Here is a 24,083-nt window from a genome sequence, read left to right as displayed (position 1 = left end):
TGACCTGCCCCGCTTCCTGGCCGCTATGCCGACAATTTGGTGCTGCAGATTTTGGAGACGCGTTAAATGGCGCATAACGAAGCAGTCGACGTAGTTCTGGTAGGGGCCGGCATCATGAGTGCCACCCTGGCCGTGCTGCTCAAGGAGCTCGACCCGGCGATTTCGCTGGAAGTCGTCGAGCTGATGGATTCGGGTGCCGCGGAGAGTTCCAATCCCTGGAACAACGCCGGTACCGGCCACGCCGGGCTGTGTGAGCTGAACTACACACCCCAGGCCGCCGATGGCAGTGTCGACATCAAGAAAGCCGTGCACATCAACACCCAGTTCGAGGTGTCGAAGCAGTTCTGGACGTACCTGACCAAAAAAGGCACGTTCGGCTCGTCGAAATCCTTCATCGCCCCGGTGCCGCACCTGAGCTTCGTGCAAGGCGAGAAAGGCGTTGAATTCCTCAGGAAGCGCTTCGAACTGATGCGCCAGCACCATGCGTTCGCCGACATGGAATATACCGAAGACCGCGACCAGATGGCCGAGTGGATGCCGCTGATGATGCCAGGCCGCCCGGCTGACGAAGTCATCGCCGCGACCCGCGTCATGAACGGTACCGACGTCAACTTCGGCGCCCTGACCAACCAGTTGCTCAAGCACCTGGGCAGCGCGCCGGACACCCAGATCAAATATTGCAAGCGCGTCACCGGCCTCAAGCGCAAGGGCGATGGCTGGACCGTGAGCATCAAGGACGTCAATTCCGGCAGCACCCGTGAAGTCGACGCCAAATTCGTCTTCCTCGGTGCCGGCGGCGCCGCGTTGCCGCTGCTGCAAGCTTCGGGCATTGAAGAAAGCAAGGGCTTCGGCGGTTTCCCGGTCAGCGGCCAGTGGCTGCGTTGCGACAACCCGGAAGTGGTCAAGCATCACCAGGCCAAGGTCTACAGCCAGGCCGCGGTGGGCTCGCCGCCGATGTCGGTGCCGCACCTCGATACCCGCGTGGTCGATGGCAAGAAATCCCTGCTGTTCGGGCCATACGCCGGCTTCACCACCAAGTTCCTCAAGCACGGCTCGCTGATGGACCTGCCGCTGTCGGTACGCGCCGGCAACATCGGCCCGATGCTGGCCGTGGCCCGGGACAACATGGACCTGACCAGGTACCTGATCAGCGAAGTGATGCAGTCCATGGAGCAGCGCCTGGAATCCCTGCGGCGCTTCTACCCCGAGGCGAAAGCCGAGGACTGGCGCCTGGAAGTGGCTGGCCAGCGCGTGCAGATCATCAAGAAAGATCCGAAGAAAGGCGGCATCCTGCAATTCGGTACCGAACTGGTGGCGGCCAAGGACGGCACTCTCGCCGCCCTGCTCGGCGCTTCACCAGGCGCTTCGGTCACCGTGTCGATCATGCTCGAACTGATCGAGCGCTGCTTCCCGGAAAAAGCCAAGGGAGAGTGGGCCGCCAAGCTCGCGGAAATCTTCCCGGCCCGGGAGAAGGTGCTGGAAACCGATGCGGCGCTGTATCGCAAGGTCAACGCGCAGAACAACATCGCGCTGGAACTGGTTGAAGCAAGCAGCGAAACCCAAAGCTACGCTTGATTCGCCCGGATAAAAAAACGCCCCGTTCTCCATGAGAGCGGGGCGTTTTTTTTGCAGCTTTTCGTGGCGAGGGAGCTTGCTCCCGCTGGCCTGCGCAGCAGGCCTAATCAATCAACCGCGAGCTTTCTTGATCAACTCAATATATTCCTCTGCATTGCGCTGATCATGGATCAACGCAACGAAATCGTTACCCTGTTCGTCCTTGCCATTCAGGTCGTAACCCGCCTCGACGAAAAAACCCAGGAAGCGCTCGAAATCGTCGACACGCAGCCCACGGTAGGCCTTGATCAGTTTGTGCAGCGACGGCGAAGTGGCATCGACGGGCTCGAAATTGAGGAACAGCTTGATCTGTTCGTCGCCAATCTCGTCACCAATCACTTGTTTCTTGTCTTTACGCATTGCCGGCTCCAGCTCGCACAGTTCACGGGGCGGGCAGTTTACCCCCGGCGGGCCTCGGGGCTCAACGCGGGCGTGCGGCGCCAGTGTGCAGGTCGGCCCAGATATGGCCGTTGGCGTAGCTGAGGAACTGCACGTAGACCGTGTCGTTGCGCAACAGATCGATCACCACCCGGTACTGGGCCTGTGGATAAGACAGCGTCAGGGTCTTGCTCGCCTCATCGAATACCGGTTTCTTCAGGCTTTTGCTTTCGCCATCAAAATTGAGGATCACCTGGTTGATGGTGGCTCCCTTGTTCAGGGGCTTGCCCTTGAGCCGCACCATCAGCGGCGAAGTGACCGGGATCGGCTGCTGGTTGGATGGGCGCTGGTTGCCCAGTACCACCGAATACTCGGTGACTTGCAGCAACTGCTGCTGTTCGGGCTGTTCCTGACGCGCCACCAGGTCATCGGGGGGCAGGAACTGGCTGTGCATCGGCGCGGCCACCGCCAGCAATGGCAGGCCGCAGATCAGCAGCAGAGCGGCACAGCGGCGGATCGATACACTCATGACAGGCTCCGGAAGGCATGGCTGGGCACGCTAGCACTCCTTGAAAAAATATGCGACCCGGGTCAATACAGCGGGGCTTGCGGCGCGGCATACTCCGTGAGGCCATCGGTGTCGGCCCGCTGGCATATGCCGTTGTGGCGAGGGAGCTTGCTCCCGCTCGGCGGCGCAGCCGTCGTAAATCGGCTAGCGCACTCCGTCTGAAAGATTTCAATGGCCCATCTTGGGTCTGCTGCGCAGCCCAGCGGGAGCAAGCTCCCTCGCCACGGGTTTATTGTCCAGTCTATGCGAGGAGCATCATGGCCTTCTCCGCCCCACCGCTGTTCGCCGCCTGGCGCCAAGCCTGGCGTGCCGGTTACACCCTTGAGCGCCTGCGCGGTGACCTCGTAGCCGGGCTTACGGTCGGCATCATCGCCATCCCCCTGGCCATGGCCCTGGCAATCGCCGTTGGCGTGCCGCCACAACACGGTCTTTACACCGTGCTGGTGGCCGCCCCCTTGATTGCCCTGACCGGCGGCTCGCGATTCAACGTGAGCGGGCCGACGGCCGCATTCGTTGTCATCCTGCTCCCCATCACCCAGCAATACGGCCTGGGCGGCCTGCTGCTGTGCACAATGCTTGCCGGCCTGATCCTGATTGCGCTGGGGCTGATGCGCGCCGGGCGCTTGATCCAGTTCATCCCTTATCCGGTGATCCTCGGTTTCACCGCCGGGATCGGCGTGGTGATCGCGACGCTGCAATTGAAGGACCTGTTGGGCCTGAACACTGCGGGCCAGGCCACGCATTACATCGAACAGCTCGGCGAATTGATCGTGGCGCTGCCCGGCGCACGGCTTGGCGATGCCATTATCGGCGCGGCATGCCTGGCCGTATTGATTGCCTGGCCGCGCTGGGTGCCACGCGTCCCGGGCCATCTGGTCGCGCTGCTGATCGGCGCGTTGCTGGGGCTGGCCATCGAGCGCGCCGGGCTGCCGGTCGCAACGCTGGGCGAACGCTTCAGCTACGTCGTCGACGGCATGGTCTACCCCGGCATCCCGCCTTTCCTGCCGAGCTTCGACTGGCCCTGGAACCTGCCGAATGGCCAGGGCGGTGCGTTGATACTTTCCTATGACCTGTTCCGCCAATTACTGGGCCCGGCCTTCGCCATCGCCATGCTCGGCGCCATCGAGTCATTGCTCTGCGCCGTGGTGGCGGATGGCATGACCGGGAGCAGGCACGACCCCAACGCCGAATTGATCGGCCAAGGCCTGGGCAACCTCGTGGCGCCGTTGTTCGGCGGCATCACCGCCACTGCCGCAATTGCCCGCAGCGCAACCAACGTGCGCAGCGGCGCGTCATCGCCCCTGGCGGCAATCATTCACAGCCTGGTGGTGCTGGTGGCGATTGTGTTGCTCGCGCCGCTGTTCAGTTATTTGCCGATGGCGGCACTGGCGGCGTTGCTGGTGATGGTCGCCTGGAACATGAGCGAGGCCGGGCATGTGCTGCATACCCTGCGCATCGCCCCGCGCAGCGACGTGCTGGTGCTGCTGACCTGCCTGGGCCTGACGGTGCTGTTCGACATGGTCCTGGCCGTCGCCGTCGGCCTGTTGTTGGCCGCCGGGCTGTTCATCAAGCGCATGAGCGAACTGACCGACAGCGCTGAACTGCCACGCCATGCCCACCAGGCCTTGCTGGACATGCCCGAGCATATTCGCTGCTACGCCATTCGCGGGCCGCTGTTCTTCGGTGCGGCGGAGAAGGCCCTGGATGTATTACGCCGGTTCGACCCGGGTGTCCGGGTGGTGGTCGTGGACATGAGCGCCGTGCCGATGCTGGACATGACGGCCCTGGCCGCGCTGGAAAATATCCTCAGGGACTATCGAAAGCAGGGCATCGGCCTGATCCTGGTCGCGACCGCACCGAGGGTACGCCTGAAATTGCGCCGCGCCGGGGTCCATCGCCAGCAGCGGCAGTTGGCGTATGTGCAGACGCTGGAACAGGCGCGGAGCAAAAGTGAGCGTTGGTTGGCCGCGAGCGCAGCGTCCTCAAGACTGGTTTGATTGTGTGGTTACATTCCCTTGACGGCAAAAATACCATTGGCGTTACGCCAGTAGCCTTTGTAGTCCATGCCGTAGCCAAAGATGTAGCGATCGATGCACGGCAGCCCGACGAAGTCGGCCTTCAGGTCGGGACGGGCCTTGCGGTCGTGGTCCTTGTCGATCAGCACGGCGGTATGTACGGCACGGGCGCCAGCGTGTTTGCAGAAGTCGATGATCGCGCCCAAGGTGTGACCTTCATCGAGGATATCGTCGATGATCAGCACGTCGCGGTCGATGAACGAGACTTCCGGCTTGGCTTTCCAGAACAGGTCGCCGCCGCTGGTTTCGTTGCGATAGCGGGTGGCGTGCAGGTAGGAAGCTTCCAACGGGAAGTTCAGGCAGGTCAGCAGCTTGCCGGAGAAAATCAGCCCGCCGTTCATCACGCAGAACACCACCGGGTTGCGGTCAGCCAACTGATCGTTGATTTGCGCACCGACACGGGCAATGGCCGCTTCGACTTCAGCTTCGGTGTACAGGCAGTCAGCCTCTCGCATGACTTGACGGATATGCTCGAGATCAGCGGACATGGCGCTCTCCAAGGGTGGCGTTTGCGGAAAAGCGGGCAAAGGTACGCATCCCGCCCGGCCAGATCAAGCGTTTGTGGACTAACGTTCTGTATTGTCTATAGGACAACACCCTCGGATAGATTAATCTAGGCCGGTTTTTTTGCCCGCCGCCGGAGCCTTCCCCATGCCCATCCTCGAGATCCGCCACCCGCTGATCAGACATAAACTCGGCCTGATGCGCCGCGCCGACATCAGCACGAAGAACTTCCGCGAGCTCGCCCAGGAAGTCGGTGCCCTGCTCACCTACGAAGCCACCAAGGACCTGCCGCTGGAATCCTACGAGATCGCCGGTTGGGCGGGCACGGTGCAGGTGGAAAAAATCGCCGGCAAGAAGATTACCGTGGTGCCGATCCTGCGAGCCGGTATCGGCATGCTCGAAGGCGTCCTGAGCCTGATTCCGGGTGCCAAGGTCAGCGCCGTCGGCGTGGCCCGCAACGAGGAAACCCTGCAGGCCCATACCTACCTGGAAAAACTGGTGCCGGAGATCGACGAGCGCCTGGCGATGATCATCGACCCGATGCTCGCGACCGGCAGCTCCATGGTTGCCACCATCGACCTGCTGAAAAAAGCCGGTTGCCGGGACATCCGCGCCATGGTCCTGGTCGCCGCGCCCGAAGGCATCAAGGCCGTGGAAGATGCCCACCCCGACGTGACCATCTACACCGCCTCCATTGACCAGAAACTCAACGAGCACGGCTACATCATCCCGGGCCTGGGCGATGCCGGCGACAAAATCTTCGGCACCAAGCAGAAGGACGCCTGAGCATGCAGGACGAATTCAACGATCCGCTCTGGCGTCAGGTGCTCTCCGGCGCGCAGATGCTGTTCGTCGCCTTCGGCGCGCTGGTGCTGATGCCGCTGATCACCGGCCTGGACCCGAACGTGGCGCTGTTCACCGCGGGCCTGGGGACGATCATGTTCCAGATCGTTACCGGGCGTCAGGTGCCGGTGTTCCTGGCGTCGAGCTTTGCCTTCATCACGCCGATCATTCTTGCCAAAGGCCAGTTCGGCCTGGCGGCGACCATGGGCGGCGTGATGGCGGCCGGTTTCGTCTATACGTTCCTGGGCCTGGCGGTGAAGATCAAGGGCACCGGCTTCATTGACCGGCTGCTGCCACCGGTGGTGATCGGCCCGGTGATTATTTCCATCGGCCTGGCGATGGCGCCAATCGCCGCCAACATGGCGATGGGCAAGGCCGGCGACGGCACCGAGCTGATTCACTATCAGACGGCGATGCTGATCTCGATGCCGGCGTTGCTCACTACTCTGATCGTCGCCGTGTTCGGCAAAGGCATTTTCCGCCTGGTGCCGATCATCTCCGGCGTATTGGTGGGTTTTGCCATGGCCTTTTTCTTCGGCGTCGTCGACACCGCGAAAATCGCCGCCGCCCCCTGGTTCGCCCTGCCGGCCTTCACCGCGCCGGAGTTCAACTGGCAAGCGATCCTGTTCATCGTGCCCGTAGCCCTGGCGCCAGCGATCGAACACATCGGCGGGGTAATTGCCGTGGGTAGCGTGACCGGTCGCGACTACCTGAAAAAACCCGGCCTGCACCGCACGCTGTTCGGTGACGGTATCGCCACCACCGCAGCCGGCCTGTTCGGTGGCCCGCCCAACACCACCTATGCCGAAGTGACTGGCGCGGTGATGCTGACCAAGAACTACAACCCGAAGATCATGACCTGGGCCTCGATCTTCGCCATCAGCCTGGCGTTCATCGGCAAGTTCGGCGCACTGCTGCAAAGCATTCCGGTGCCGGTGATGGGCGGGATCCTGTGCCTGTTGTTCGGTTCGATCGCGGCGGTGGGCATGAATACGCTGATCCGCCACAAGATCGACCTGGGCGAAGCACGCAACCTGGTGATCGTTTCGGTGACGCTGGTGTTCGGCATCGGCGGCGTACTGGTCGGCACCGGTACCGGCCCGGACGACTTCGGCCTCAAGGGCATCGCGCTGTGCGCCGTGGTGGCGATCGCGTTGAACCTGATCTTGCCGGGCAACGATGGCTGGAAGCAGAAGAAGGCGGATGAGCCGCTGATCTGAGTTTTCGTCGTCAGTCAGAAGCTTCGCGAGCAGGCTCGCTCCCACAGGGGATGTTGTGAACACAAACGTTGTGAGCACACGCTTTCCTTGTGGGAGCGAGCCTGCTCGCGAAGGGGCCGCTGAAATCTACAAAGCCAGCGGCGCCCGCTCGCAAAGGGTGCTCAACACCTTCGCCCACTGCGGATCGTCATTGAGACACGGCACCAGTACCAACTCCTCCCCTCCCGCTTCGCGAAACTGCTCGCGCCCGCGGTCGCCGATTTCTTCCAGCGTCTCGATGCAATCGGCAACGAATGCCGGGCACATCACCAATACTTTTTTCACGCCGTTTTTGGCCAGCTCGTCCAGGCGCGCCTCGGTATACGGTTCGATCCACTTGGCCCGTCCCAATCGCGACTGAAACGACACCGACCATTTGCCATCCGCCAGCCCCATCTGCCGGGCGAACAGCTCGGCGGTACGAATACACTGGGCGCGGTAACACGTGGCCATGACTTCCGGCGGCGCGTTCCGGCAGCAATCGGCGTCCTTGAAGCAGTGATAGCCCGTAGGGTCGAGCTTGGTCAGGTGCCGTTCCGGCAGGCCATGGAAACTCAGCAACAGATGATCGTAATCCTGCATCAGGTACGGCTTGGCGCTGGCAACCAGGGCATCGATATATTCCGGCTGGTCATAGAAGGGCTGGAGAATCGAGAACTGCACCTTGAGCTTTTTCTCGCGCACGACCCGCTTGGCTTCTTCGATGACCGTGGTCACGGTACTGTCGGCGAACTGCGGATACAGCGGCGCCAGGGTGACTTTCGTGTGCCCCTGGCTTGCCAGGCGCACCAGGGTCGATTCGATCGATGGCTCGCCATAACGCATCGCCAGCTCCACCGGGCCTTGGGTCCATTGCGCTTTCATGGCCTGTTGCAGGCGGCGACTGAGGACCACCAGTGGCGAGCCCTCTTCCCACCAGATCGAGGCATAGGCGTGGGCCGATTGTTCGGGGCGCTTGATCAGGATCAGCGACACCAGTAGCCGCCGCACCGGCCATGGCAGGTCGATGACGTAGGGGTCCATCAGAAATTGGTTGAGGTAGCGGCGTACATCGGCCACCGAGGTGGAGGCAGGCGAACCCAGATTCACCAGAAGCAACGCGTGATCGGTCATGCAACGTCCTATTTCAAAGGCGACCCGACAAATCTTCCAGGGCCGCAGACAACTCAGTGAACCGGAATGAAAACCCCGCCGCCTGCAATCGGGCGGGCGTGGCGCGCTGGCCTCCCAGCAACAGCAATGACAACTCCCCCAATGCGATTTTCAACGCAAGCTCCGGCATCGGCACCACGGCCGGGCGATGCAGTACGTGCCCCAGGGCCTTGGCGAAATCGCGGTTGCGCACCGGGTTCGGTGCGCAGGCATTATAAGGACCACTGGCATCGCTGCGGTGCAGAAGAAAATCAATCAGGGCGATTTGATCGTCGATATGAATCCAGGGCATCCACTGCCGCCCGCTGCCGATACGCCCGCCCATTGCCAGTTTGAACGGCAGCAACAGCCGCGACAAAAAGCCGCCCTCGGCAGACAGGACCAGGCCGGTGCGAACCAGCACCACGCGTATGCCCAGGGCTTCTGCACGTTGCGCGGTTTCTTCCCAGGCGATGCACAACTGGCTGGCGAAGTCTTCGCTGACCGGTCCGGATTCTTCGGTCAACTCCCGCTCGCCGCCGTCGCCATACCAGCCCACCGCAGAGCCTGAAATCAGCACCCGCGGTTTCTGTTCGCAACGCTCCAGCCAGGCCAGCAGAACCTCGGTCAGCGTGACGCGGCTGCTCCACAGCAGCATCTTGCGTTTATGGCTCCAGGGCCTGTCGCCGATAGGCGCGCCGGCAAGGTTGACGACCGCATCCACCGGTTCGCCAAGCTCATCGAGGCTGGCGATACCGCGCACCTGCGCGCCGCAGATTTTCGCCACCTGTTCGGGCCGACGACTCCAGACCGTCAGGCGATGTCCCTGCTCCAGCCAGTGCCGGCAGAGTTGACGTCCGATCAAACCAGTACCGCCGGTCAGCAATATGTGCATGAGATGTTCCTCGGCTCGCGTTTTACCTGGCCCATTAGTCTATTTTTATAAGTAGGCGTTGTTCATATCGGACAGGGTCTGTACCTAACAATAGGACAACCCGCCAAAACGCGAACGGTAAAACTTATACCAAAAACCAGAATTGTACAGGATTAAACGACGGCGTAGTCTGTACAGAAAGGTAAACGAGGCCCTCATGACTGTACCCATCGCAATCATCGGCACCGGCATCGCCGGACTTTCAGCCGCCCAGGCCCTGACGGAGGCCGGGCATGTCGTTCAACTCTTCGATAAAAGCCATGGCAGCGGCGGCCGCATGTCGAGCAAGCGCAGCGACGCTGGCGCGCTGGACATGGGCGCACAATATTTCACCGCCCGGGATCGGCGCTTCGTCACGGAAGTCCAGCGCTGGCAAGCCAACGGCTGGGCGGCGGAATGGAACCCGCAGCTCTATCACTTCCAGGACGGGCAGATGAGCCCCTCGCCGGACGAGCAGACCCGCTGGGTCGGTACCCCGCGCATGAGCGCGATTACCCGCGCCCTGCTCGGCGAACTGCAGGTGCAGTTCTCCTGCCGCATCACCGAGGTCTTTCGTGGCCAGGAACACTGGCACCTGCAGGACGCCGAAGGGTTTACCCACGGCCCGTTCGGCCAGGTCGTGATTGCCACGCCCGCGCCTCAGGCCACGGCATTGCTCGCCGCCGTGCCGAAACTGGCCGGCGTCGCCGCCGGGGTGAAAATGGACCCCACCTGGGCAGTGGCGCTGGCCTTTGAACAACCCCTGGATACGCCCATGGAGGGCTGCTTCGTCCAGGACAGCCCCCTCGACTGGCTGGCCCGCAACCGCAGTAAACCAGGGCGCGATGCCAAGCTCGACACCTGGGTGCTGCATGCAACCAGCGACTGGAGCCGCCAGCACATCGACATGCCCAAGGAAGCGGTGATCGAGCATTTGCACGGCGCCTTCGCAGAACTGCTGCACAGCGCGATGCCCGCGCCGAGCTTCAGCGTGGCCCATCGCTGGCTGTATGCCCGTCCCGCCGGCAGCCACGAATGGGGCGCCCTGGCCGATGCCGACCTGGGCTTGTATGTGTGCGGAGACTGGTGCCTGTCCGGCCGGGTCGAAGGAGCATGGCTCAGTGGCCAGGATGCCGCCCGTCGCTTGCACGCCAGCCTTCAGTGAGCGCATTCCCCAGGCCATCCGCTGCTGTCGCGAGAGGCAGCAGCCGGCGGCAAGGTCACAACGCCACCCTTCGGCCTGGAACAATCGGTTGACTTGTTCGCGTACCGACCTATGATGAAAATATTGTACAAATAATAGTATATGTACAAGATTTACCCAGCAGAGGTCGCCCATGCCCAACGAAGCTATCGCCAAACCGAAAATTGCCATCAGCGCCTGCCTGATGGGCGCTGAAGTGCGCTTCAATGGTGGTCACAAGCAATCGCCGTTGTGCAGCCGCACGCTGGTCGAGTACTTCGAATTCGTGCCGGTGTGTCCGGAAGTTGCCATTGGCCTGGGCGTCCCGCGCGAGCCGATCCGGCTGGTTGGCAACCCCGCGCGCCCCGACGCGGTCGGCACGGTGAAGCGAGACCTCGACGTGACCCAGCCATTGGCCGATTACGGACAACAAATGGCCGCTGAGCTGGATGACATCTGCGGCTATATCTTCATGCAGAAGTCGCCGTCCTGCGGGCTGGAGCGGGTCAAGGTCTACGACCACAACGGTGTCCCGCAGGACGGCGGCGGACGTGGTGTCTACGCCCAGGCCTTTTGCGAGCGTCACCCCGATCTGCCGGTGGAAGAAGACGGCCGCCTCAACGATCCGGTACTGCGGGAGAACTTTCTGACCCGTGTATTCGCCTATGCCGCCTGGCAACCGCTGCGCCGCCGGGGGCTGACCCGACGCGACCTGATTGAATTTCACTCACGCTACAAGTACCTGTTGATGGCCCACAACCCTGAGCAATACAAGGCGTTGGGCAACATGTTGGGCAACATGGGCAAGGCCGATCCGGACGAACTGGGCCAGCGTTATTTCAGCGCGCTGATGGCGGCCTTGAAGAAATGCGCCACCCGACGCACGCACACCAACGTCCTGCAGCACCTGAGCGGTTACCTCAAGCGCGCCATCGATGCCGATGACAAGCAGGAGGTGCAGCACCTGATCGGGCAGTACCGTCTTGGTATCGTGCCACTGGTGGTGCCGCTCACGTTGCTCAAGCATCATCTGCGTCAGCACCCCGACCCCTATCTCGCACAACAGGTCTACCTGCAACCGCACCCAGAGAACCTCAGCTTGCGAAACGCCATCTGATGAAAGACGAACTCGACTCCAGCGCCAGCGAAGACCTTGGCGCCGACTTCGCCAAGGCCCTCGCGCAGGGCTGGCTGCCCATCCGCGAAGTCGCCCGGCAAACCGGCGTCAATGCCGTCACGCTGCGAGCCTGGGAGCGGCGCTACGGGTTGATCGTGCCGCACCGTACGCCCAAGGGCCATCGCTTGTTCAATCGCGAACATGTGCAGCGGATCCTGAGCATCCTCACCTGGATCGATCGTGGCGTGGCAGTGAGCAAGATAAAACCGTTGCTCGACACACCGCAGCCGTCAGGCGAACCGTTGGAAGACGACTGGCAACGTCAGCGCCATGCCCTGATGCTGGCGGTGACGCAACTGGCCGAGCGTCAGGTCGATGAGTCGGTGAACCAGGCCATGGCGCTGTATCCGCCTTGGACTGTTTGTGAACAGTTGCTCCTGCCCTTGCTGGGCGAGTTGCAATTGCGCTGGCAGAGCCAGTTCGGCGCGCAGCTGGAAAAGGTCTTCCTGTACTCCTGGCTGCGCAGCAAATTCGGCAGCCGGATCTACCACAACAACCGCCAGTTGCGCGGCGCACCGCTGTTGATGATCAACCAGTCCGAGGTGCCGCAGGAGCCCCAATTGTGGCTCACCGCCTGGCTGGCAAGCAGCGCCGACTGTCCCGTGGAGGTGTTCGACGGGCCGCTCCCGGCCGGTGAGCTGGCGTTGGCGGTCGAACGGCTCAAGGCCCGCGGCGTGCTGCTGTATTCGAGCCAGGCACTGAATCTGTCGCAATTGCCCAGGCTGCTGAGCGGGCTCGACTGCCCGATCATCATCGCCGGCCCCGCCGCCTCGATTCACCAGGCCAAGCTGTCTGCAAGCGCGGCAATGAGCAACGTCAGCTGGGCCGAAGACCCGCTATCGGCTCATCGCGAACTGAGCCGCAGAGAACTTCTTTAGTTGGAAAAATCCATGCAATTGATCTGGCTGCGCAGCGACTTGCGCCTGCACGACAACACCGCCCTGGCGGCCGCCGCTGCCCGGGGGCCCTGCGTAGCGGTCTACCTGCCGAGCCCGAAGCAATGGGCGGCCCATGACGATGCACCCTGCAAGATCGATTTCTGGTTGCGCAACCTCGCGGCATTGAGCACGGCCCTGGCGGAACTGAACATCCCATTGCTGATCCGCAACACGGAGTATTGGAATCAGGCCCCGCAAGTGCTGGTCACTTTATGTCGCGAGCTGGGCATCGGTGCCGTACACGTCAACGAGGAATACGGCCTGAATGAAACCCGGCGCGACGCCGACGTCGCCCGGGCGCTAAAGGATGAGGGCGTGGAATTTCACAGCCATCTCGACCAGCTCCTGTTCAAGCCCGGTAGCGTCCTGACCAAGACCGGCAGTTATTTCAAGGTGTTCAGCCAATTTCGCAAGGTCTGCTATAGCCGTCTGCATTTTTCGTTACCGAGCCTGGTGCCCGCGCCTGTCCGCCAGGCGCCTACCGCCATCACCAGCGATCCGCTGCCGACGCAGGTCGAAGGATTCAACCCGCCAAATGCGGACCTGCGCGATCTCTGGCCCGCCGGCGAAAGCGAAGCCCGGCGCCGGCTCGAGTCGTTCGTCGAGCAACACATCGATTACTACCAGAGCGAACGGGATTTTCCGGCCAGACCCGGGACCAGCCAGCTGTCGGCCTATCTGGTGGCCGGCGTGGTTTCACCGCGCCAGTGCCTGCACGCCGCGCTGCAGGCCAATCAGGGCGAGTTCGAAAGCGGAAACGTCGGCGCCGTGACCTGGATTAATGAACTGCTCTGGCGCGAGTTTTATAAACACGTTCTGGTGGGATTCCCCCGCGTATCGCGCCACCGCGCGTTCCGCCCGGAAACCGAGGCCCTGGCCTGGCGCAACGACCCCCAGGCACTGGCGGCGTGGAAAGAAGCCCGTACAGGCTTGCCGATCATTGACGCTGCCATGCGCCAATTGCTGGAGACCGGCTGGATGCATAACCGCCTACGGATGGTGGTGGCGATGTTCCTGACCAAGAACCTGTTGATCGATTGGCGAGAGGGCGAACGCTTTTTCATGCAGCACCTGATCGACGGTGACCTGGCGGCAAACAATGGCGGCTGGCAGTGGAGCGCCTCGACCGGCACCGACTCGGCGCCCTGGTTCCGGATTTTCAATCCGTTGAGCCAATCGGAAAAATTCGACCGCGAGGGGTTGTTCATCAAACGCTGGTTACCCGAACTGAACGATCTCGATAAGCCGGATGTCCATAGCCCGAATACCCGTGGCGATTTGTTTGGCGCGGTGGACTACCCCGCTCCGATCGTCGACCTCAGCCAGTCCAGGGCCCGCGCCCTGGCAGCGTTTAGAAACCTGCCGTCACGGCAGGACGCCGGTTGAGAATTTGTGCGGTGAACGAACAGGGGTCGGCCGATGCGGGCTGCCATTCTCAATAGTATGACGATATAGTCGTTAAAAAAGGCGCATCGTCCGGTAAACAAGGAGTGAGGAATGGGTTCGACACCGCCACGGCGATACTGGCTGACCGGCGCCGGTAACGGAATTGGCGCCTCTTTGGCCGAATCGATACTGCGTACCGGCGCCCATCTGGCTGTCAGCTCGCGCTTGCCGTGCGATGCGCTTTTGGCAAGATATCCAGGACAGGTCCTGATCGTGGCCGGCAATCTGACCGACAGTCAAGCCGTACGCGAGGCGGGCGAGCGAATCGCCCAGGAATGGGGCTCCCTGGATACCGTGATCATCAACGCCGGAACCGCCGAATACATCAGCGGACAACCCGTTAACCCATCGATCATCGAACACATCGTGCGCAGCAACCTGCTGGCCGCCAGCCTGTGTATCGAGGCGGCCGCGCCATTGCTGCGCGCCGGCAACGGGACCCATCTGGTGGGCATCGCCAGTCCGCTGACCTATCTGCCGCCCTCGCAATTCGAGGCCGGGGACCAAGGGATGCGCTTTCTATTCGAATCGGCTCGCGGCAAACTGGCCCGCGATGGCATCGACGTGACCATCGTGCACCCAGGGTTCGACAACTCATCGCCGGCCGTCGACGATGAATTGCCGCCGTCGATTCGCTGGTCTGCTGAAGCGGCAGCCGATCACATCCTGACCCAACTGACCGAACGTCCCCCTGAAGTGATCCTGCCTGCCATGACCATGAACCTGCTTTGGCCATTGCCATCGAACGACACGGTGCTGGCGGGCGCGCATTCACGTTCGGACAGTTACCAGTGCCCGATCAAGGGACACCCCTGAACAGCGCGCTTGCCTTACACTGCGCGCCATGAAGACCATCCCGCTGCACGAAATCCCCGCCCCGGCCGTCACGTGTTCAACGTGTGCGGCGTGCTGCTGCCAACTGGAAGTCATGTTGATCACCGACACCGGCGTGCCCGAGCGCTTCATCGACACGGATGACTGGGGTGGAGAAGTGATGCTGCGTCTTGACGACGGCTGGTGCGCGGCGCTGGATCGCGACACCATGAGATGCACAATCTACGAAAGACGTCCGCTCATCTGCCGGGAATTCGAGATGGGTGCGCCAGAATGCCTGGAAGAGCGACAGGGCATTGCAACGGCATACAGATAGAAGAAGCTTTTTGTGGGAGCGAGCTTGCTCGCGATAGCGGTGGTCCAGGCGATACTTGACCGACTGACCTACCGCTATCGCGAGCAAGCTCGCTCCCACAGTTTCTCAGTTACAGCGGCATTGTGTAGTGCAATGCGTAGCTTTCCACACCGTCGTTGGTCGACTTGATGCCGGCGTTGGAATAGTGAGTGGCACGGATGCCGACTTCATGCCCGCCATTGAAGCGCAGGCCAAAGCCGATGCGGTCTTCGAACTGGAACGCTGTGCCGAGCTTGTTGCTTTCGATTTCAGTGTTTTCAAACAGCGCAACACCGACGCCTGCCTCGATGTAAGGCTTCACGTTCTGACCGGCAAACTCATACACCAGGACTGGCGAGAACGACAGGCTGTGGTTGCTCGAAGTTTCATCCCCCTCCCAGTACGTATAGGCACCGCTCCAATAACCGGTCAAGCGCCCCACGTCGCTCTGCAGCCAGCTCTTGTCCCAATCGAATTGCATGCCCAGGCGATAGGTCATGGTCGAGTCGCCGGTCTGGCCAACCCCGAATTCCACGCCCGCCGCCTGTGCGGTGTAAGTGTGCCCCAGCAACGCAGCCGCAAATGCGGCAAAGCAGAATAAACGCTTCATTAGAAACATCCTTTTCCGACAGCCTTAGTTAGTTTTTCTTACAGAAGACACAGCTATAGAAATCCACGCCAAATCAGAAGTTCAGCACGATTCACATAATTTTCACGTTTTTTTACAGAACGAAGCTTCGCACAATGCCAGACGAATTCCATAGCATCGGTAGGATATTTCTTAAATGTATCGGATCAGCGCTACTCCAGAACTGAGTTTCGCTGGCAGGCCCGTCAGCCAGTAGCGCCCGCTCCGCCAACAAGCGCTGGAGTTGCCGGGCCACGGCGGCGCCCGTATCGATCAGACTGATATGGGCCGGAATCATCTGTTTGAGCAACGGTTTGAGGAATGGATAGTGGGTACATCCAAGGATCAGTGTGTCGCAGCCAGCCGCCAGCAACGGGTTGACGTAGCCCTGTAGCAGTTGGTGCAAGGCCGAACTGTGCAGGTCGCCCGCCTCGATCAACTCCACCAGCCCCGGACAGGGCTGCGTGATCACGCGGACATCCGTGGCGAAGCGGTCGAGCAATGCGGCAAATTTGGCGCTCTGCAAGGTGCCAGTCGTTGCCAGCACGCCAACGATGCCGCTTCGCGTCGCGGCGGCAGCCGGCTTGACCGCCGGCTCCATACCGACGATGGGCCAATCGGGGTAGTCGCGACGCAGTTCAGCCACCCCGGCAACTGTCGCGGTGTTGCAAGCCACCACCAGGGCCTTGGCGCCCTCGCGCTGGAAAAAGTCGGCAATGAGCGCGCAGCGTTGCCGGATGAATTCCGGGCTTTTTTCGCCATAGGGAATATGCCCGCAGTCGCCAACGTACAGCAGCGACTCATTGGGCAACAGCCGACGGATTTCCCCCAGCACCGACAGCCCGCCGACACCCGAGTCGAACACACCGACCGGCGCCTCACGCATGCCGGTTACCGCAGACACTGCAGCGCGGATCGCGCTTGACGCGTAGTTCGCGAAAACGCGAGCCCAGGGCATCGATCAGCAGCAGGCGCCCCACCAGGGGCTCACCGAAACCCGCCAGCAACTTCAAGGCTTCCAGCGCCTGGAGACTGCCTACCAAACCCACCAGCGGCCCGAGCACACCGGCTTCGCTGCAGGTCAGCTCGGCTTCGCTGCCGTGCCCGTAAAGGCAGTGGTAACAAGGACTTTCGGGGCGACGTGGGTCGAATACCGACAGTTGCCCTTCCAGGCGAATCGCTGCGCCGCTGACCAGGGGCTTGGCGGCGGTGACACACGCCGCATTCACCGCTTCGCGGGTAGCAAAATTGTCGGAACAGTCGAGCACCACATCCACCGCCGCCACCGCGCCGACCAGGGAGTCTTCATCCATGGCGGTCGAATGGGAAACCAGGCGAACCTCGGGATTGATGGCGGTCAGGCGACGCACCGCCGAATCGACCTTGGTGAGGCCGACGCTATCGGTGTCGTGAATGATCTGTCGCTGAAGGTTGGTCAGGTCGACCGTGTCGAAATCCGCCAGGTGCAACTCGCCGACGCCAGCGGCGGCCAGGTACAACGCCACCGGGGCGCCCAGGCCACCGAGGCCGATGATCAATACGCGGCCCTGCTTGAGGCGCAGCTGCCCATCGATGTCGATGTGCTGCAACAGAATCTGGCGACTGTAGCGCAGCAGTTCTTGATCATTCAGCACGGCAGGCGTCCCAGGCTGATGCGTTCGTGATTACCCAGATCCTTGCGACTGTGGACTTCGGCAAACCCTTGCTTTTGCAACAGACCACGCACCGCCTCGGCCTGGTCATAACCGTGCTCCAGCATCAGCCAGCCGCCTGCCCCGAGATGATCGGGGGCCTGGGCGATGATTGCACGCAAGTCGTCGAGACCGTCCGCCCCCGCCACCAGCGCACTGGCCGGCTCGAAACGCACATCGCCCTCGGCCAGGTGCGGATCGCTGGCGGCTATATAAGGCGGGTTGCTGATGATCAGGTCGAAACGCTCGCCTTCCAGGGCGCTGAACCAGTGACTGCTGAGCACCGTGACATTGCGCAGGCCCAGGCGCTGGCGATTGCGCTCGGCCAGGGCCACGGCTTCCAGCACCCGGTCGACCGCCGTGACGTTCCAGGCCGGACGCTCGCTGGCCAGCGCCAGGGCAATCGCGCCGCTGCCGGTGCCAAGGTCGAGGACCCGGGCGGGCGTGGCTGGCAACAATGCCAGTGCGGTCTCGACCAACAGTTCGGTGTCGGGCCGTGGGATCAGCGTATGGGGCGCGACTTCCAGATCGAGTTTCCAGAAACCCTGCTGCCCGAGAATATAAGCCACCGGCTCGCCGGAGCGACGGCGACGCAAGTATTCGGAAAACAACAGCGCCGCCTCGCTCGGCACGATTCGCTCGGGCCAGGTGTGCAGGAAGCTGCGGGACTTGCCCAGGGCGGCGGCCAGCAACAGCTCGGCGTCCAGTCGTGGGCTGGGCGAATCCGGCAATTGCGCGGCGCGAAGCAAGCTGGCGATGATGGTCATGGGTTTACCTCTGCTTACTCGCCAATCGCGGCCAGCTGGTCAGCCTGGTATTCAGCGAGCAAGGGCTCGATGACGGCGTCGACACCACCTGCAAGAATTTCGTCGAGGGAATACAGGGTTAGGTTGACACGGTGGTCGGTGACCCGGCCCTGGGCAAAGTTGTAGGTACGGATCCGCTCGGAACGGTCGCCCGAGCCCACCAGCAACTTGCGTTCGCTGGCGATGGCATTGGCGGCGGCGCTGGTCTGCTGGTCGTTGAGCTTGGCCGACAACCAGGCCATCGCCCGCGCGCGGTTCTTGTGCTGGGAGCGCTCTTCCTGGCACTCCACCACGATGCCCGAAGGCAAGTGAGTGATGCGGATCGCCGAGTCGGTCTTGTTCACGTGCTGGCCGCCCGCGCCGGAAGACCGGTAGGTGTCGACGCGCAGGTCCGCCGGGTTGATCTCGATGGCCTCCTGTTCGTCCGGCTCGGGCAAGACCGCCACGGTGCAGGCGGACGTATGGATGCGCCCCTGGGATTCGGTGGCCGGCACGCGTTGTACGCGGTGGGCGCCGGACTCGAACTTCAACTTGCCATAGACGTTATCGCCCTCGACCCGGGCGATAACTTCTTTATAGCCGCCGTGTTCGCCTTCGTTTTCCGAGAGGATCTCGACCCGCCAGCCGCGACGCTCGGCGTAGCGCGAATACATGCGGAACAGGTCGCCGGAAAAGATCGCCGCCTCGTCGCCGCCAGTGCCGGCGCGGATTTCGAGGAACACGTTGCGCCCGTCGTTCGGGTCCTTGGGCAACAGCATGCGTTGCAGGTCGCTTTCCAGCTCGACCAGTTGCTCCTTGGCTTCGCGAACTTCTTCCACGGCCATCTCGCGCAGGTCCGGGTCGCTGTCCTTGAGCAGCGCCTGGGCGCCCTCAAGGTCGCTCTGCACCTTGAGCAACTGCTTGTAGGTCGCAACGATCGGCTCGACTTCCGCGTACTCCTTGGAGTAGGTGCGAAATTTGTTCTGGTCGGAAATGACTTCGCCATCGCCCAGCAAGGCGGTCAGTTCCTCGAAACGGTCCTGGAGAATATCCAGCTTATTGAGCAGTGACGCTTTCATTACGGTTTCTTATCCGATAAGCCATCCGGTGAAGCTTCACCGAGGGCGAAAAGTTCCTGGGCCATGGCCAGCGCATCGAGGCGGCCTTCGGCGGTCAGCTTCTTGAGCTGGACACTGGGCGCGTGAAGCAATTTGTTGGTCAGGCCACGCGCCAGTTGCACCAACACCTCTTCGGCGCTGCCGCCATTGGCCAGCAGGCGCTGGGCCTTTTGCAATTCTTCGTCGCGTAGCCGCTCGCTTTGCTGACGATACGCCTTGAGCACATCCACCGCCGCCAGCTCGCGCAGGCGCACCATGAAGTCCTCGGCGCCGACGGTGATCATTTCCTCCGCCGCCTGGGCCGCGCCTTGCCGGCTCTTGAGGTTCTCGGCGACGACTTCGTGCAGGTCATCGACACTGTAGAGGTAAACGTCGTCGAGTTCGCCCACTTCCGGTTCGATGTCACGGGGAACGGCGATATCGACCATGAAGATCGGCTTGTGCTTGCGCAGCTTCAGGGCGCTTTCCACCGCGCCCTTGCCGAGGATCGGCAGTTGGCTGGCGGTGGAACTGATGACGATGTCGCTGTGCACCAGCTCGGCGGGAATGTCCGAGAGCAGCACTGCATGAGCGCCGAACTGCTCGGCCAGGGTGCTGGCGCGCTCCAGCGTACGGTTGGCGACCACGATGCGCTTCACGCCGAGGTCGTGCAGGTGCCGGGCGACCAGGGTGATGGTCTCGCCCGCGCCGATCAACAGCGCCTGGCTGCGTTGCAAATCACTGAAAATCTGTTTCGCCAGGCTGACGGCGGCGAACGCCACGGACACCGGGTTTTCGCCAATGGCCGTGTCGGTGCGTACTTGCTTGGCGGCATTGAAGGTGGCCTGGAACAGACGCCCCAGCAGCGGGCCAACCGTTCCGGCCTCGCGGGCCACGGCGTAGGCCGATTTCATCTGGCCGAGAATCTGCGGTTCGCCCAGCACCAGCGAATCGAGCCCGGAGGCGACGCGCATCATGTGACGAACTGCCGCATCGTCCTCATGCACATAGGCACTGGCGCGCAGCTCTTCAAGGCTCAGATCATGGTATTGGGCCAGCCAGCGCAGCACCGAATCGGCCGAAACGTGATCCTGCTCTATATAAAGCTCACTGCGATTGCAGGTGGAGAGAATCGCGGCTTCTCGGCTATCGGTGAGTCGGCAGAGCTGCTGCAGGGCCTCCACCAGCTGCTCAGGCGTAAAGGCCACGCGCTCGCGGACGTCTACTGAAGCAGTCTTGTGGTTGATACCAAGTGCAAGGAAGGCCATTCAAGGTCGCTGGTGGTGACGTGAAGCCGGCAATTGTCCTACTTCGTCAGATTCAGAACAACCACCACCGACTATTGTCACAATTACCTGTGCCTATGAGGCATCCACCGAGACTCGGTTATGTTTGGCCGATGGCTTGTGTCATGATGATCCGACCGCAGGTTAGTCGCCCTCTTCCTATATGAATAGATCTTTCGCGTTGCTCCTCGCTTTTGCCTTCCTCGGCGGCTGCCAGTCCATGGCCCCCGTCTCGACGGACGGTACGCCACCGGTCGAAGACAGCACCCCGGCCCCCGAAAAGCCCAAGGTCTACGGATCGTTCAGCGAAGAAACCATCTTCAGCCTGTTGAGCGCCGAACTCGCCGGCCAGCGCAATCGCTTCGATATTGCCCTGGACAACTACGTGACCCAGGCCGTCAACACCCAGGACCCGGGCATCTCCGAGCGGGCCTTTCGCATCGCCGAATACCTGGGGGCCGACCAGCCCGCGCTGGATACGGCGCTGATCTGGGCCAGGAACGCACCCGACGATCTCGAAGCGCAACGCGCCGCCGCCGTGCAACTGGCGCGCGCCGGCCGTTACGACGACTCCATGATGTATATGGAGAAAGTCCTGCTGGGCAAGGGCGATACCCATTTCGATTTCCTCGCGCTGTCTGCGGCCGATACCGACCAGGAAACCCGCGACGGCCTGATGAAGAGTTTCGACCGCCTGCTGCAGCGTCACCCGAACAACGGGCAGCTGATTTTTGGCAAGGCCTTGCTCTTGCAACAGAACGGCGACTCCCAGGGTGCCCTCACGCTATTGGAGGACAACCCGCCGGAACCCGGCGAAGTAGCGCCTATCCTGTTGCGCGCCCGCCTCTTGCAAAGCATGAATCGCGGCGATGAAGCCCTGCCGCTGATGGAAAAAAGCATCAAGAAATACCCGGACGACAAACGCCTGCGCCTCACCTATGCACGCATGCTGGTGGAAAACAACCGCATGGACGACGCCAAGGTCGAGTTCTCCAGCCTGGTTCAGCAGTACCCTGAAGACGACGACCTGCGCTATTCGCTGGCGTTGGTCTGCCTGGAAGCCAAGGCCTGGGAAGAAGCCAAGGGCTATCTGGAGGACCTGATCGCCCGCGAAAGCCACGTCGATTCGGCCCACCTGAACCTGGGGCGCATCGCCGAAGAACGCAACGACCCCGAAAGCGCGCTGATCGAGTACGCCCAGGTCGGCCCGGGTAACGACTACCTGCCCGCGCAGCTGCGCCAGGCCGACATCCTGATCGGCAATGGTCGGGCGGCCGAGGCCCAGAGTCGCCTGGCCATCCAGCGCGACACCCAGCCGGACTACGGCATCCAGCTCTACCTGATCGAGGCCGAGACCCTGGCGGCGAACAACCAGAGCGACAAAGCCTGGGCCGTGCTGCAACAAGCCTTGAAGCAATACCCGGACGACCTGAACCTGTTGTATACCCGATCCATGCTGGCGGAAAAACGCAATGACCTGGCCCAGATGGAAAAGGACCTGCGTCTGATCATCCAGCGTGATCCCGACAACGCCATGGCGCTCAACGCCCTCGGCTACACCTTGTCGGATCGCACCACCCGCTACGATGAAGCCAAGGTGCTGATCGAGAAAGCCCATCAGATCAATCCGGAAGACCCTGCTGTGCTCGACAGCCTTGGCTGGGTGAATTTTCGCCTGGGCAATCTCGACGAAGCCGAACGCCTGTTGCGCCAGGCCCTGGAGCGCTTCCCCGATCAGGAAGTCGCCGCTCACCTGGGTGAAGTCCTGTGGGCCAACGGAAAACAGCGCGAGGCCCGGCAAATCTGGAGCAAATTCCTCAAGGAACAGCCCGACAGCCCGATTCTGCGCAGCACCATCAAACGCCTGACCGGATCAGAGACTCTTTAAGCCATGTTTTTGCGCCACTTCATCGTCTTCAGCTTCATCGCCCTGCTCGCCGGTTGCGCGGGCTTCGGCGCCCGCGAGTCCGTCCAGGGCCAAGGCAACCAGGCCCAGTGGCGCGTGCACAAGGAACAACTGAGCGGCCTCGACGGCTGGCAGATCGACGGCAAGATCGGCATTCGTGCGCCTAAAGACTCGGGCAGCGGCACCTTGTTCTGGTTGCAGCGCCAGGATTACTACGACATTCGCCTTTCCGGCCCGCTGGGTCGTGGCGCGGCACGGCTGACCGGCAGGCCAGGCCAGGTTTCGCTGGAAGTCGCCAACCAGGGACGCTACGAGGCGCCCAGCCCCGAGGCGCTACTGGAAGAACAGCTGGGCTGGAAACTGCCGGTATCGCACCTCACCTGGTGGGTCCGCGGCCTTCCGGCGCCGGACAGCAAAAGCCGCCTGACGCTGGATGCCGATAGTCGCCTGTCCAATCTGGAACAGGACGACTGGCAGATCGAATACCTCAGCTATGCCCGGCAGAACGGTTACTGGTTGCCCGAGCGCATCAAGCTGCACGGCAGCAACCTCGACGTCACGCTGGTCATCAAGCAATGGCAGCCGCGCAAGCTGGGGCAATGACATGAGCGCAACACGCCTGACGCTGCCCTCCCCGGCCAAGCTCAACCTGATGCTGCATATCCTCGGCCGGCGTCCCGACGGTTACCACGAATTGCAGACGATTTTTCAGTTTCTCGACTACGGCGACGAGATCACCTTTGCCGTGCGCGATGACGGCGTGATCCATCTTCACACCGAGTTCGACGGCGTACCCCATGACAGCAACCTGATCGTCAAGGCCGCGAAAAAACTCCAGGAGCAATCCGGTTGTTCGCTGGGCATCGACATCTGGATCGAAAAAATCCTGCCCATGGGCGGCGGTATCGGTGGCGGCAGTTCGAATGCGGCGACGACTCTGCTGGGCCTCAACCATTTGTGGCAGCTTGGCTGGGACCTGGATCGCCTGGCAGCGCTGGGCCTGACATTGGGCGCCGACGTACCGGTTTTCGTGCGTGGCCACGCGGCTTTTGCCGAGGGCGTCGGGGAAAAACTCACCCCGGTGGAACCCGAAGAACCCTGGTATCTGGTACTGGTGCCGCAAGTATCTGTAAGTACAGCAGAAATTTTTTCAGATCCGCTGTTGACACGTAACTCGGAGCCCATTAAAGTGCGCCCCGTTCCCAAGGGAAACAGTCGAAATGACTGCTTACCGGTGGTAGCAAGGCGTTATCCAGATGTTCGTAACGCTTTGAATTTGTTAGGTAAATTTACCGAAGCAAAACTCACCGGAACTGGAAGTTGTGTGTTTGGGGGCTTCCCAAGCAAAGCTGAAGCTGATAAAGTCTCGGCCCTTCTGACAGAGACCCTTACAGGGTTTGTAGCAAAGGGAAGCAACGTTTCGATGTTGCATCGCAAGCTGCAAAGTCTGCTCTAAAAGGAATCGAGTGCTGGGCACTCGCAGCAACAGATAC

The 24,083-nt window shown here is 61.8% G+C and carries 24 protein-coding genes; 13 read left to right on the top strand and 11 right to left on the bottom strand.

The genetic code is table 11. The features are described 5' to 3' along the window. The first annotated feature begins 66 nt into the window (after nucleotides 1-66). Complete coding sequence (gene mqo, locus J3P96_RS04990) at nucleotides 67-1,575, top strand: malate dehydrogenase (quinone) (RefSeq protein ID WP_434628379.1); 1,509 nt, start codon at nucleotides 67-69, stop codon at nucleotides 1,573-1,575. 111 nt (nucleotides 1,576-1,686) lie between these two features. Here the strand turns inward: mqo and J3P96_RS04985 are convergent, their stop codons facing one another. Beyond that, nucleotides 1,687-1,974: a PA4642 family protein gene (locus tag J3P96_RS04985; RefSeq protein ID WP_434628377.1), complete on the bottom strand. Its 288-nt coding sequence runs from the start codon at nucleotides 1,972-1,974 to the stop codon at nucleotides 1,687-1,689. Between the two features lie 61 nt (nucleotides 1,975-2,035). Further along, nucleotides 2,036-2,521, bottom strand: a complete 486-nt coding sequence (locus J3P96_RS04980) for a hypothetical protein (RefSeq protein ID WP_434655730.1) — start codon at nucleotides 2,519-2,521, stop codon at nucleotides 2,036-2,038. A gap of 296 nt (nucleotides 2,522-2,817) precedes the next feature. Between J3P96_RS04980 and dauA the strand changes: the two genes are divergently transcribed. Then, nucleotides 2,818-4,557: a C4-dicarboxylic acid transporter DauA gene (dauA, locus tag J3P96_RS04975; RefSeq protein WP_434655727.1), complete on the top strand. Its 1,740-nt coding sequence runs from the start codon at nucleotides 2,818-2,820 to the stop codon at nucleotides 4,555-4,557. Between the two features lie 8 nt (nucleotides 4,558-4,565). On the opposite strand, the gene J3P96_RS04970 is transcribed toward dauA, so the two are convergent. Beyond that, entirely contained in the window at nucleotides 4,566-5,123 is a 558-nt protein-coding gene (locus J3P96_RS04970) for a hypoxanthine-guanine phosphoribosyltransferase (protein ID WP_434571871.1), read from the bottom strand. Nucleotides 5,124-5,286: 163 nt separating this feature from the next. On the opposite strand from J3P96_RS04970, the gene upp reads away from it, so the two are divergent. Further along, the gene (upp, locus tag J3P96_RS04965) at nucleotides 5,287-5,925 is read left to right on the top strand and encodes a uracil phosphoribosyltransferase (protein WP_305498871.1); all 639 of its coding nucleotides are present in this window, start codon (nucleotides 5,287-5,289) and stop codon (nucleotides 5,923-5,925) included. A 2-nt stretch (nucleotides 5,926-5,927) separates the two neighbouring features. Then, nucleotides 5,928-7,202, top strand: a complete 1,275-nt coding sequence (locus J3P96_RS04960) for a uracil-xanthine permease family protein (protein WP_434655723.1) — start codon at nucleotides 5,928-5,930, stop codon at nucleotides 7,200-7,202. A 126-nt stretch (nucleotides 7,203-7,328) separates the two neighbouring features. Here the strand turns inward: J3P96_RS04960 and hemH are convergent, their stop codons facing one another. Both hemH and J3P96_RS04950 read right to left on the bottom strand, forming a co-directional pair. Next, nucleotides 7,329-8,354: a ferrochelatase gene (hemH, locus tag J3P96_RS04955; protein ID WP_434655720.1), complete on the bottom strand. Its 1,026-nt coding sequence runs from the start codon at nucleotides 8,352-8,354 to the stop codon at nucleotides 7,329-7,331. Nucleotides 8,355-8,367: 13 nt separating this feature from the next. Further along, nucleotides 8,368-9,267: a TIGR01777 family oxidoreductase gene (locus J3P96_RS04950; protein ID WP_434571863.1), complete on the bottom strand. Its 900-nt coding sequence runs from the start codon at nucleotides 9,265-9,267 to the stop codon at nucleotides 8,368-8,370. 196 nt (nucleotides 9,268-9,463) lie between these two features. Here J3P96_RS04950 and J3P96_RS04945 point away from each other — a divergent pair, with 196 nt between their 5' ends. The 6 genes from J3P96_RS04945 to J3P96_RS04920 all read left to right on the top strand — a co-directional run bounded on the left by J3P96_RS04945 (nucleotide 9,464) and on the right by J3P96_RS04920 (nucleotide 15,179). Continuing rightward, entirely contained in the window at nucleotides 9,464-10,450 is a 987-nt protein-coding gene (locus J3P96_RS04945) for an NAD(P)/FAD-dependent oxidoreductase (protein WP_434571861.1), read from the top strand. Nucleotides 10,451-10,622: 172 nt separating this feature from the next. Further along, nucleotides 10,623-11,585: a YbgA family protein gene (locus tag J3P96_RS04940; RefSeq protein ID WP_434655717.1), complete on the top strand. Its 963-nt coding sequence runs from the start codon at nucleotides 10,623-10,625 to the stop codon at nucleotides 11,583-11,585. Next, on the top strand, nucleotides 11,585-12,523 hold the full coding sequence (locus J3P96_RS04935) for a MerR family transcriptional regulator (RefSeq protein ID WP_434628354.1): 939 nt from the start codon (nucleotides 11,585-11,587) through the stop codon (nucleotides 12,521-12,523). Before J3P96_RS04940 ends, J3P96_RS04935 begins: the two co-directional genes overlap by 1 nt. Before the next feature lie 12 nt (nucleotides 12,524-12,535). Continuing rightward, nucleotides 12,536-13,969, top strand: a complete 1,434-nt coding sequence (gene phrB / locus J3P96_RS04930) for a deoxyribodipyrimidine photo-lyase (protein ID WP_434655714.1) — start codon at nucleotides 12,536-12,538, stop codon at nucleotides 13,967-13,969. A gap of 111 nt (nucleotides 13,970-14,080) precedes the next feature. Beyond that, on the top strand, nucleotides 14,081-14,845 hold the full coding sequence (locus tag J3P96_RS04925) for an SDR family NAD(P)-dependent oxidoreductase (protein WP_434655711.1): 765 nt from the start codon (nucleotides 14,081-14,083) through the stop codon (nucleotides 14,843-14,845). 28 nt (nucleotides 14,846-14,873) lie between these two features. Further along, nucleotides 14,874-15,179, top strand: coding sequence for a YkgJ family cysteine cluster protein (locus J3P96_RS04920; RefSeq protein WP_434655708.1), 306 nt, complete (start codon nucleotides 14,874-14,876; stop codon nucleotides 15,177-15,179). A gap of 109 nt (nucleotides 15,180-15,288) precedes the next feature. Here the strand turns inward: J3P96_RS04920 and J3P96_RS04915 are convergent, their stop codons facing one another. The 6 genes from J3P96_RS04915 to hemA form a co-directional block, all read right to left on the bottom strand. Continuing rightward, complete coding sequence (locus J3P96_RS04915) at nucleotides 15,289-15,807, bottom strand: acyloxyacyl hydrolase (protein WP_434571851.1); 519 nt, start codon at nucleotides 15,805-15,807, stop codon at nucleotides 15,289-15,291. A 112-nt stretch (nucleotides 15,808-15,919) separates the two neighbouring features. Continuing rightward, on the bottom strand, nucleotides 15,920-16,711 hold the full coding sequence (murI, locus tag J3P96_RS04910) for a glutamate racemase (RefSeq protein WP_434655706.1): 792 nt from the start codon (nucleotides 16,709-16,711) through the stop codon (nucleotides 15,920-15,922). Continuing rightward, complete coding sequence (locus J3P96_RS04905) at nucleotides 16,704-17,459, bottom strand: molybdopterin-synthase adenylyltransferase MoeB (protein ID WP_434655704.1); 756 nt, start codon at nucleotides 17,457-17,459, stop codon at nucleotides 16,704-16,706. The genes murI and J3P96_RS04905 overlap by 8 nt, the downstream gene beginning before the upstream one ends. Further along, the gene (gene prmC, locus J3P96_RS04900; protein WP_434655702.1) at nucleotides 17,453-18,283 is read right to left on the bottom strand and encodes a peptide chain release factor N(5)-glutamine methyltransferase; all 831 of its coding nucleotides are present in this window, start codon (nucleotides 18,281-18,283) and stop codon (nucleotides 17,453-17,455) included. Before prmC ends, J3P96_RS04905 begins: the two co-directional genes overlap by 7 nt. A gap of 14 nt (nucleotides 18,284-18,297) precedes the next feature. After that, nucleotides 18,298-19,380 (bottom strand): peptide chain release factor 1, encoded by a 1,083-nt coding sequence (gene prfA, locus J3P96_RS04895; protein ID WP_434628333.1) that lies wholly within the window; start codon nucleotides 19,378-19,380, stop codon nucleotides 18,298-18,300. Next, nucleotides 19,380-20,666: a glutamyl-tRNA reductase gene (hemA, locus tag J3P96_RS04890; RefSeq protein ID WP_434571844.1), complete on the bottom strand. Its 1,287-nt coding sequence runs from the start codon at nucleotides 20,664-20,666 to the stop codon at nucleotides 19,380-19,382. Before hemA ends, prfA begins: the two co-directional genes overlap by 1 nt. Before the next feature lie 181 nt (nucleotides 20,667-20,847). On the opposite strand from hemA, the gene J3P96_RS04885 reads away from it, so the two are divergent. The 3 genes from J3P96_RS04885 to ispE are packed head-to-tail and all read left to right on the top strand — an operon-like array spanning nucleotide 20,848 to nucleotide 24,046. Then, on the top strand, nucleotides 20,848-22,572 hold the full coding sequence (locus J3P96_RS04885) for a tetratricopeptide repeat protein (protein WP_434628330.1): 1,725 nt from the start codon (nucleotides 20,848-20,850) through the stop codon (nucleotides 22,570-22,572). A 3-nt stretch (nucleotides 22,573-22,575) separates the two neighbouring features. Then, a complete protein-coding gene (gene lolB, locus J3P96_RS04880; RefSeq protein WP_434601833.1) occupies nucleotides 22,576-23,193 on the top strand; it encodes a lipoprotein insertase outer membrane protein LolB in 618 nt (205 codons plus the stop codon). Between the two features lies 1 nt (nucleotide 23,194). Beyond that, the gene (gene ispE / locus J3P96_RS04875; RefSeq protein ID WP_434571840.1) at nucleotides 23,195-24,046 is read left to right on the top strand and encodes a 4-(cytidine 5'-diphospho)-2-C-methyl-D-erythritol kinase; all 852 of its coding nucleotides are present in this window, start codon (nucleotides 23,195-23,197) and stop codon (nucleotides 24,044-24,046) included. The last annotated feature ends 37 nt before the right edge of the window (nucleotides 24,047-24,083 follow it).

It is taken from the genome of Pseudomonas sp. R3-56 (genome assembly GCF_051132075.1).
Taxonomy (GTDB): Bacteria; Pseudomonadota; Gammaproteobacteria; order Pseudomonadales; family Pseudomonadaceae; genus Aquipseudomonas.
Note: the sequence above shows the minus strand (reverse complement) of the source record. Positions and strands in the feature narration are given on the sequence as shown.

What these genes read in the sequence shown, in the direction of transcription:
- J3P96_RS04915 (WP_434571851.1), bottom strand. Translation starts at nt 15,807, where the DNA reads ATGAAGCGTTTATTCTGCTTTGCCGCATTTGCGGCTGCGTTGCTGGGG.
- mqo (WP_434628379.1), top strand. Translation starts at nt 67, where the DNA reads ATGGCGCATAACGAAGCAGTCGACGTAGTTCTGGTAGGGGCCGGCATC.
- ispE (WP_434571840.1), top strand. Translation starts at nt 23,195, where the DNA reads ATGAGCGCAACACGCCTGACGCTGCCCTCCCCGGCCAAGCTCAACCTG.
- prmC (WP_434655702.1), bottom strand. Translation starts at nt 18,283, where the DNA reads ATGACCATCATCGCCAGCTTGCTTCGCGCCGCGCAATTGCCGGATTCG.
- J3P96_RS04920 (WP_434655708.1), top strand. Translation starts at nt 14,874, where the DNA reads ATGAAGACCATCCCGCTGCACGAAATCCCCGCCCCGGCCGTCACGTGT.
- lolB (WP_434601833.1), top strand. Translation starts at nt 22,576, where the DNA reads ATGTTTTTGCGCCACTTCATCGTCTTCAGCTTCATCGCCCTGCTCGCC.
- hemH (WP_434655720.1), bottom strand. Translation starts at nt 8,354, where the DNA reads ATGACCGATCACGCGTTGCTTCTGGTGAATCTGGGTTCGCCTGCCTCC.
- prfA (WP_434628333.1), bottom strand. Translation starts at nt 19,380, where the DNA reads ATGAAAGCGTCACTGCTCAATAAGCTGGATATTCTCCAGGACCGTTTC.
- J3P96_RS04960 (WP_434655723.1), top strand. Translation starts at nt 5,928, where the DNA reads ATGCAGGACGAATTCAACGATCCGCTCTGGCGTCAGGTGCTCTCCGGC.
- phrB (WP_434655714.1), top strand. Translation starts at nt 12,536, where the DNA reads ATGCAATTGATCTGGCTGCGCAGCGACTTGCGCCTGCACGACAACACC.
- J3P96_RS04980 (WP_434655730.1), bottom strand. Translation starts at nt 2,521, where the DNA reads ATGAGTGTATCGATCCGCCGCTGTGCCGCTCTGCTGCTGATCTGCGGC.
- dauA (WP_434655727.1), top strand. Translation starts at nt 2,818, where the DNA reads ATGGCCTTCTCCGCCCCACCGCTGTTCGCCGCCTGGCGCCAAGCCTGG.
- J3P96_RS04940 (WP_434655717.1), top strand. Translation starts at nt 10,623, where the DNA reads ATGCCCAACGAAGCTATCGCCAAACCGAAAATTGCCATCAGCGCCTGC.
- J3P96_RS04945 (WP_434571861.1), top strand. Translation starts at nt 9,464, where the DNA reads ATGACTGTACCCATCGCAATCATCGGCACCGGCATCGCCGGACTTTCA.
- murI (WP_434655706.1), bottom strand. Translation starts at nt 16,711, where the DNA reads ATGCGTGAGGCGCCGGTCGGTGTGTTCGACTCGGGTGTCGGCGGGCTG.
- J3P96_RS04925 (WP_434655711.1), top strand. Translation starts at nt 14,081, where the DNA reads ATGGGTTCGACACCGCCACGGCGATACTGGCTGACCGGCGCCGGTAAC.
- J3P96_RS04935 (WP_434628354.1), top strand. Translation starts at nt 11,585, where the DNA reads ATGAAAGACGAACTCGACTCCAGCGCCAGCGAAGACCTTGGCGCCGAC.
- J3P96_RS04885 (WP_434628330.1), top strand. Translation starts at nt 20,848, where the DNA reads ATGAATAGATCTTTCGCGTTGCTCCTCGCTTTTGCCTTCCTCGGCGGC.
- hemA (WP_434571844.1), bottom strand. Translation starts at nt 20,666, where the DNA reads ATGGCCTTCCTTGCACTTGGTATCAACCACAAGACTGCTTCAGTAGAC.
- J3P96_RS04985 (WP_434628377.1), bottom strand. Translation starts at nt 1,974, where the DNA reads ATGCGTAAAGACAAGAAACAAGTGATTGGTGACGAGATTGGCGACGAA.
- J3P96_RS04950 (WP_434571863.1), bottom strand. Translation starts at nt 9,267, where the DNA reads ATGCACATATTGCTGACCGGCGGTACTGGTTTGATCGGACGTCAACTC.
- upp (WP_305498871.1), top strand. Translation starts at nt 5,287, where the DNA reads ATGCCCATCCTCGAGATCCGCCACCCGCTGATCAGACATAAACTCGGC.
- J3P96_RS04970 (WP_434571871.1), bottom strand. Translation starts at nt 5,123, where the DNA reads ATGTCCGCTGATCTCGAGCATATCCGTCAAGTCATGCGAGAGGCTGAC.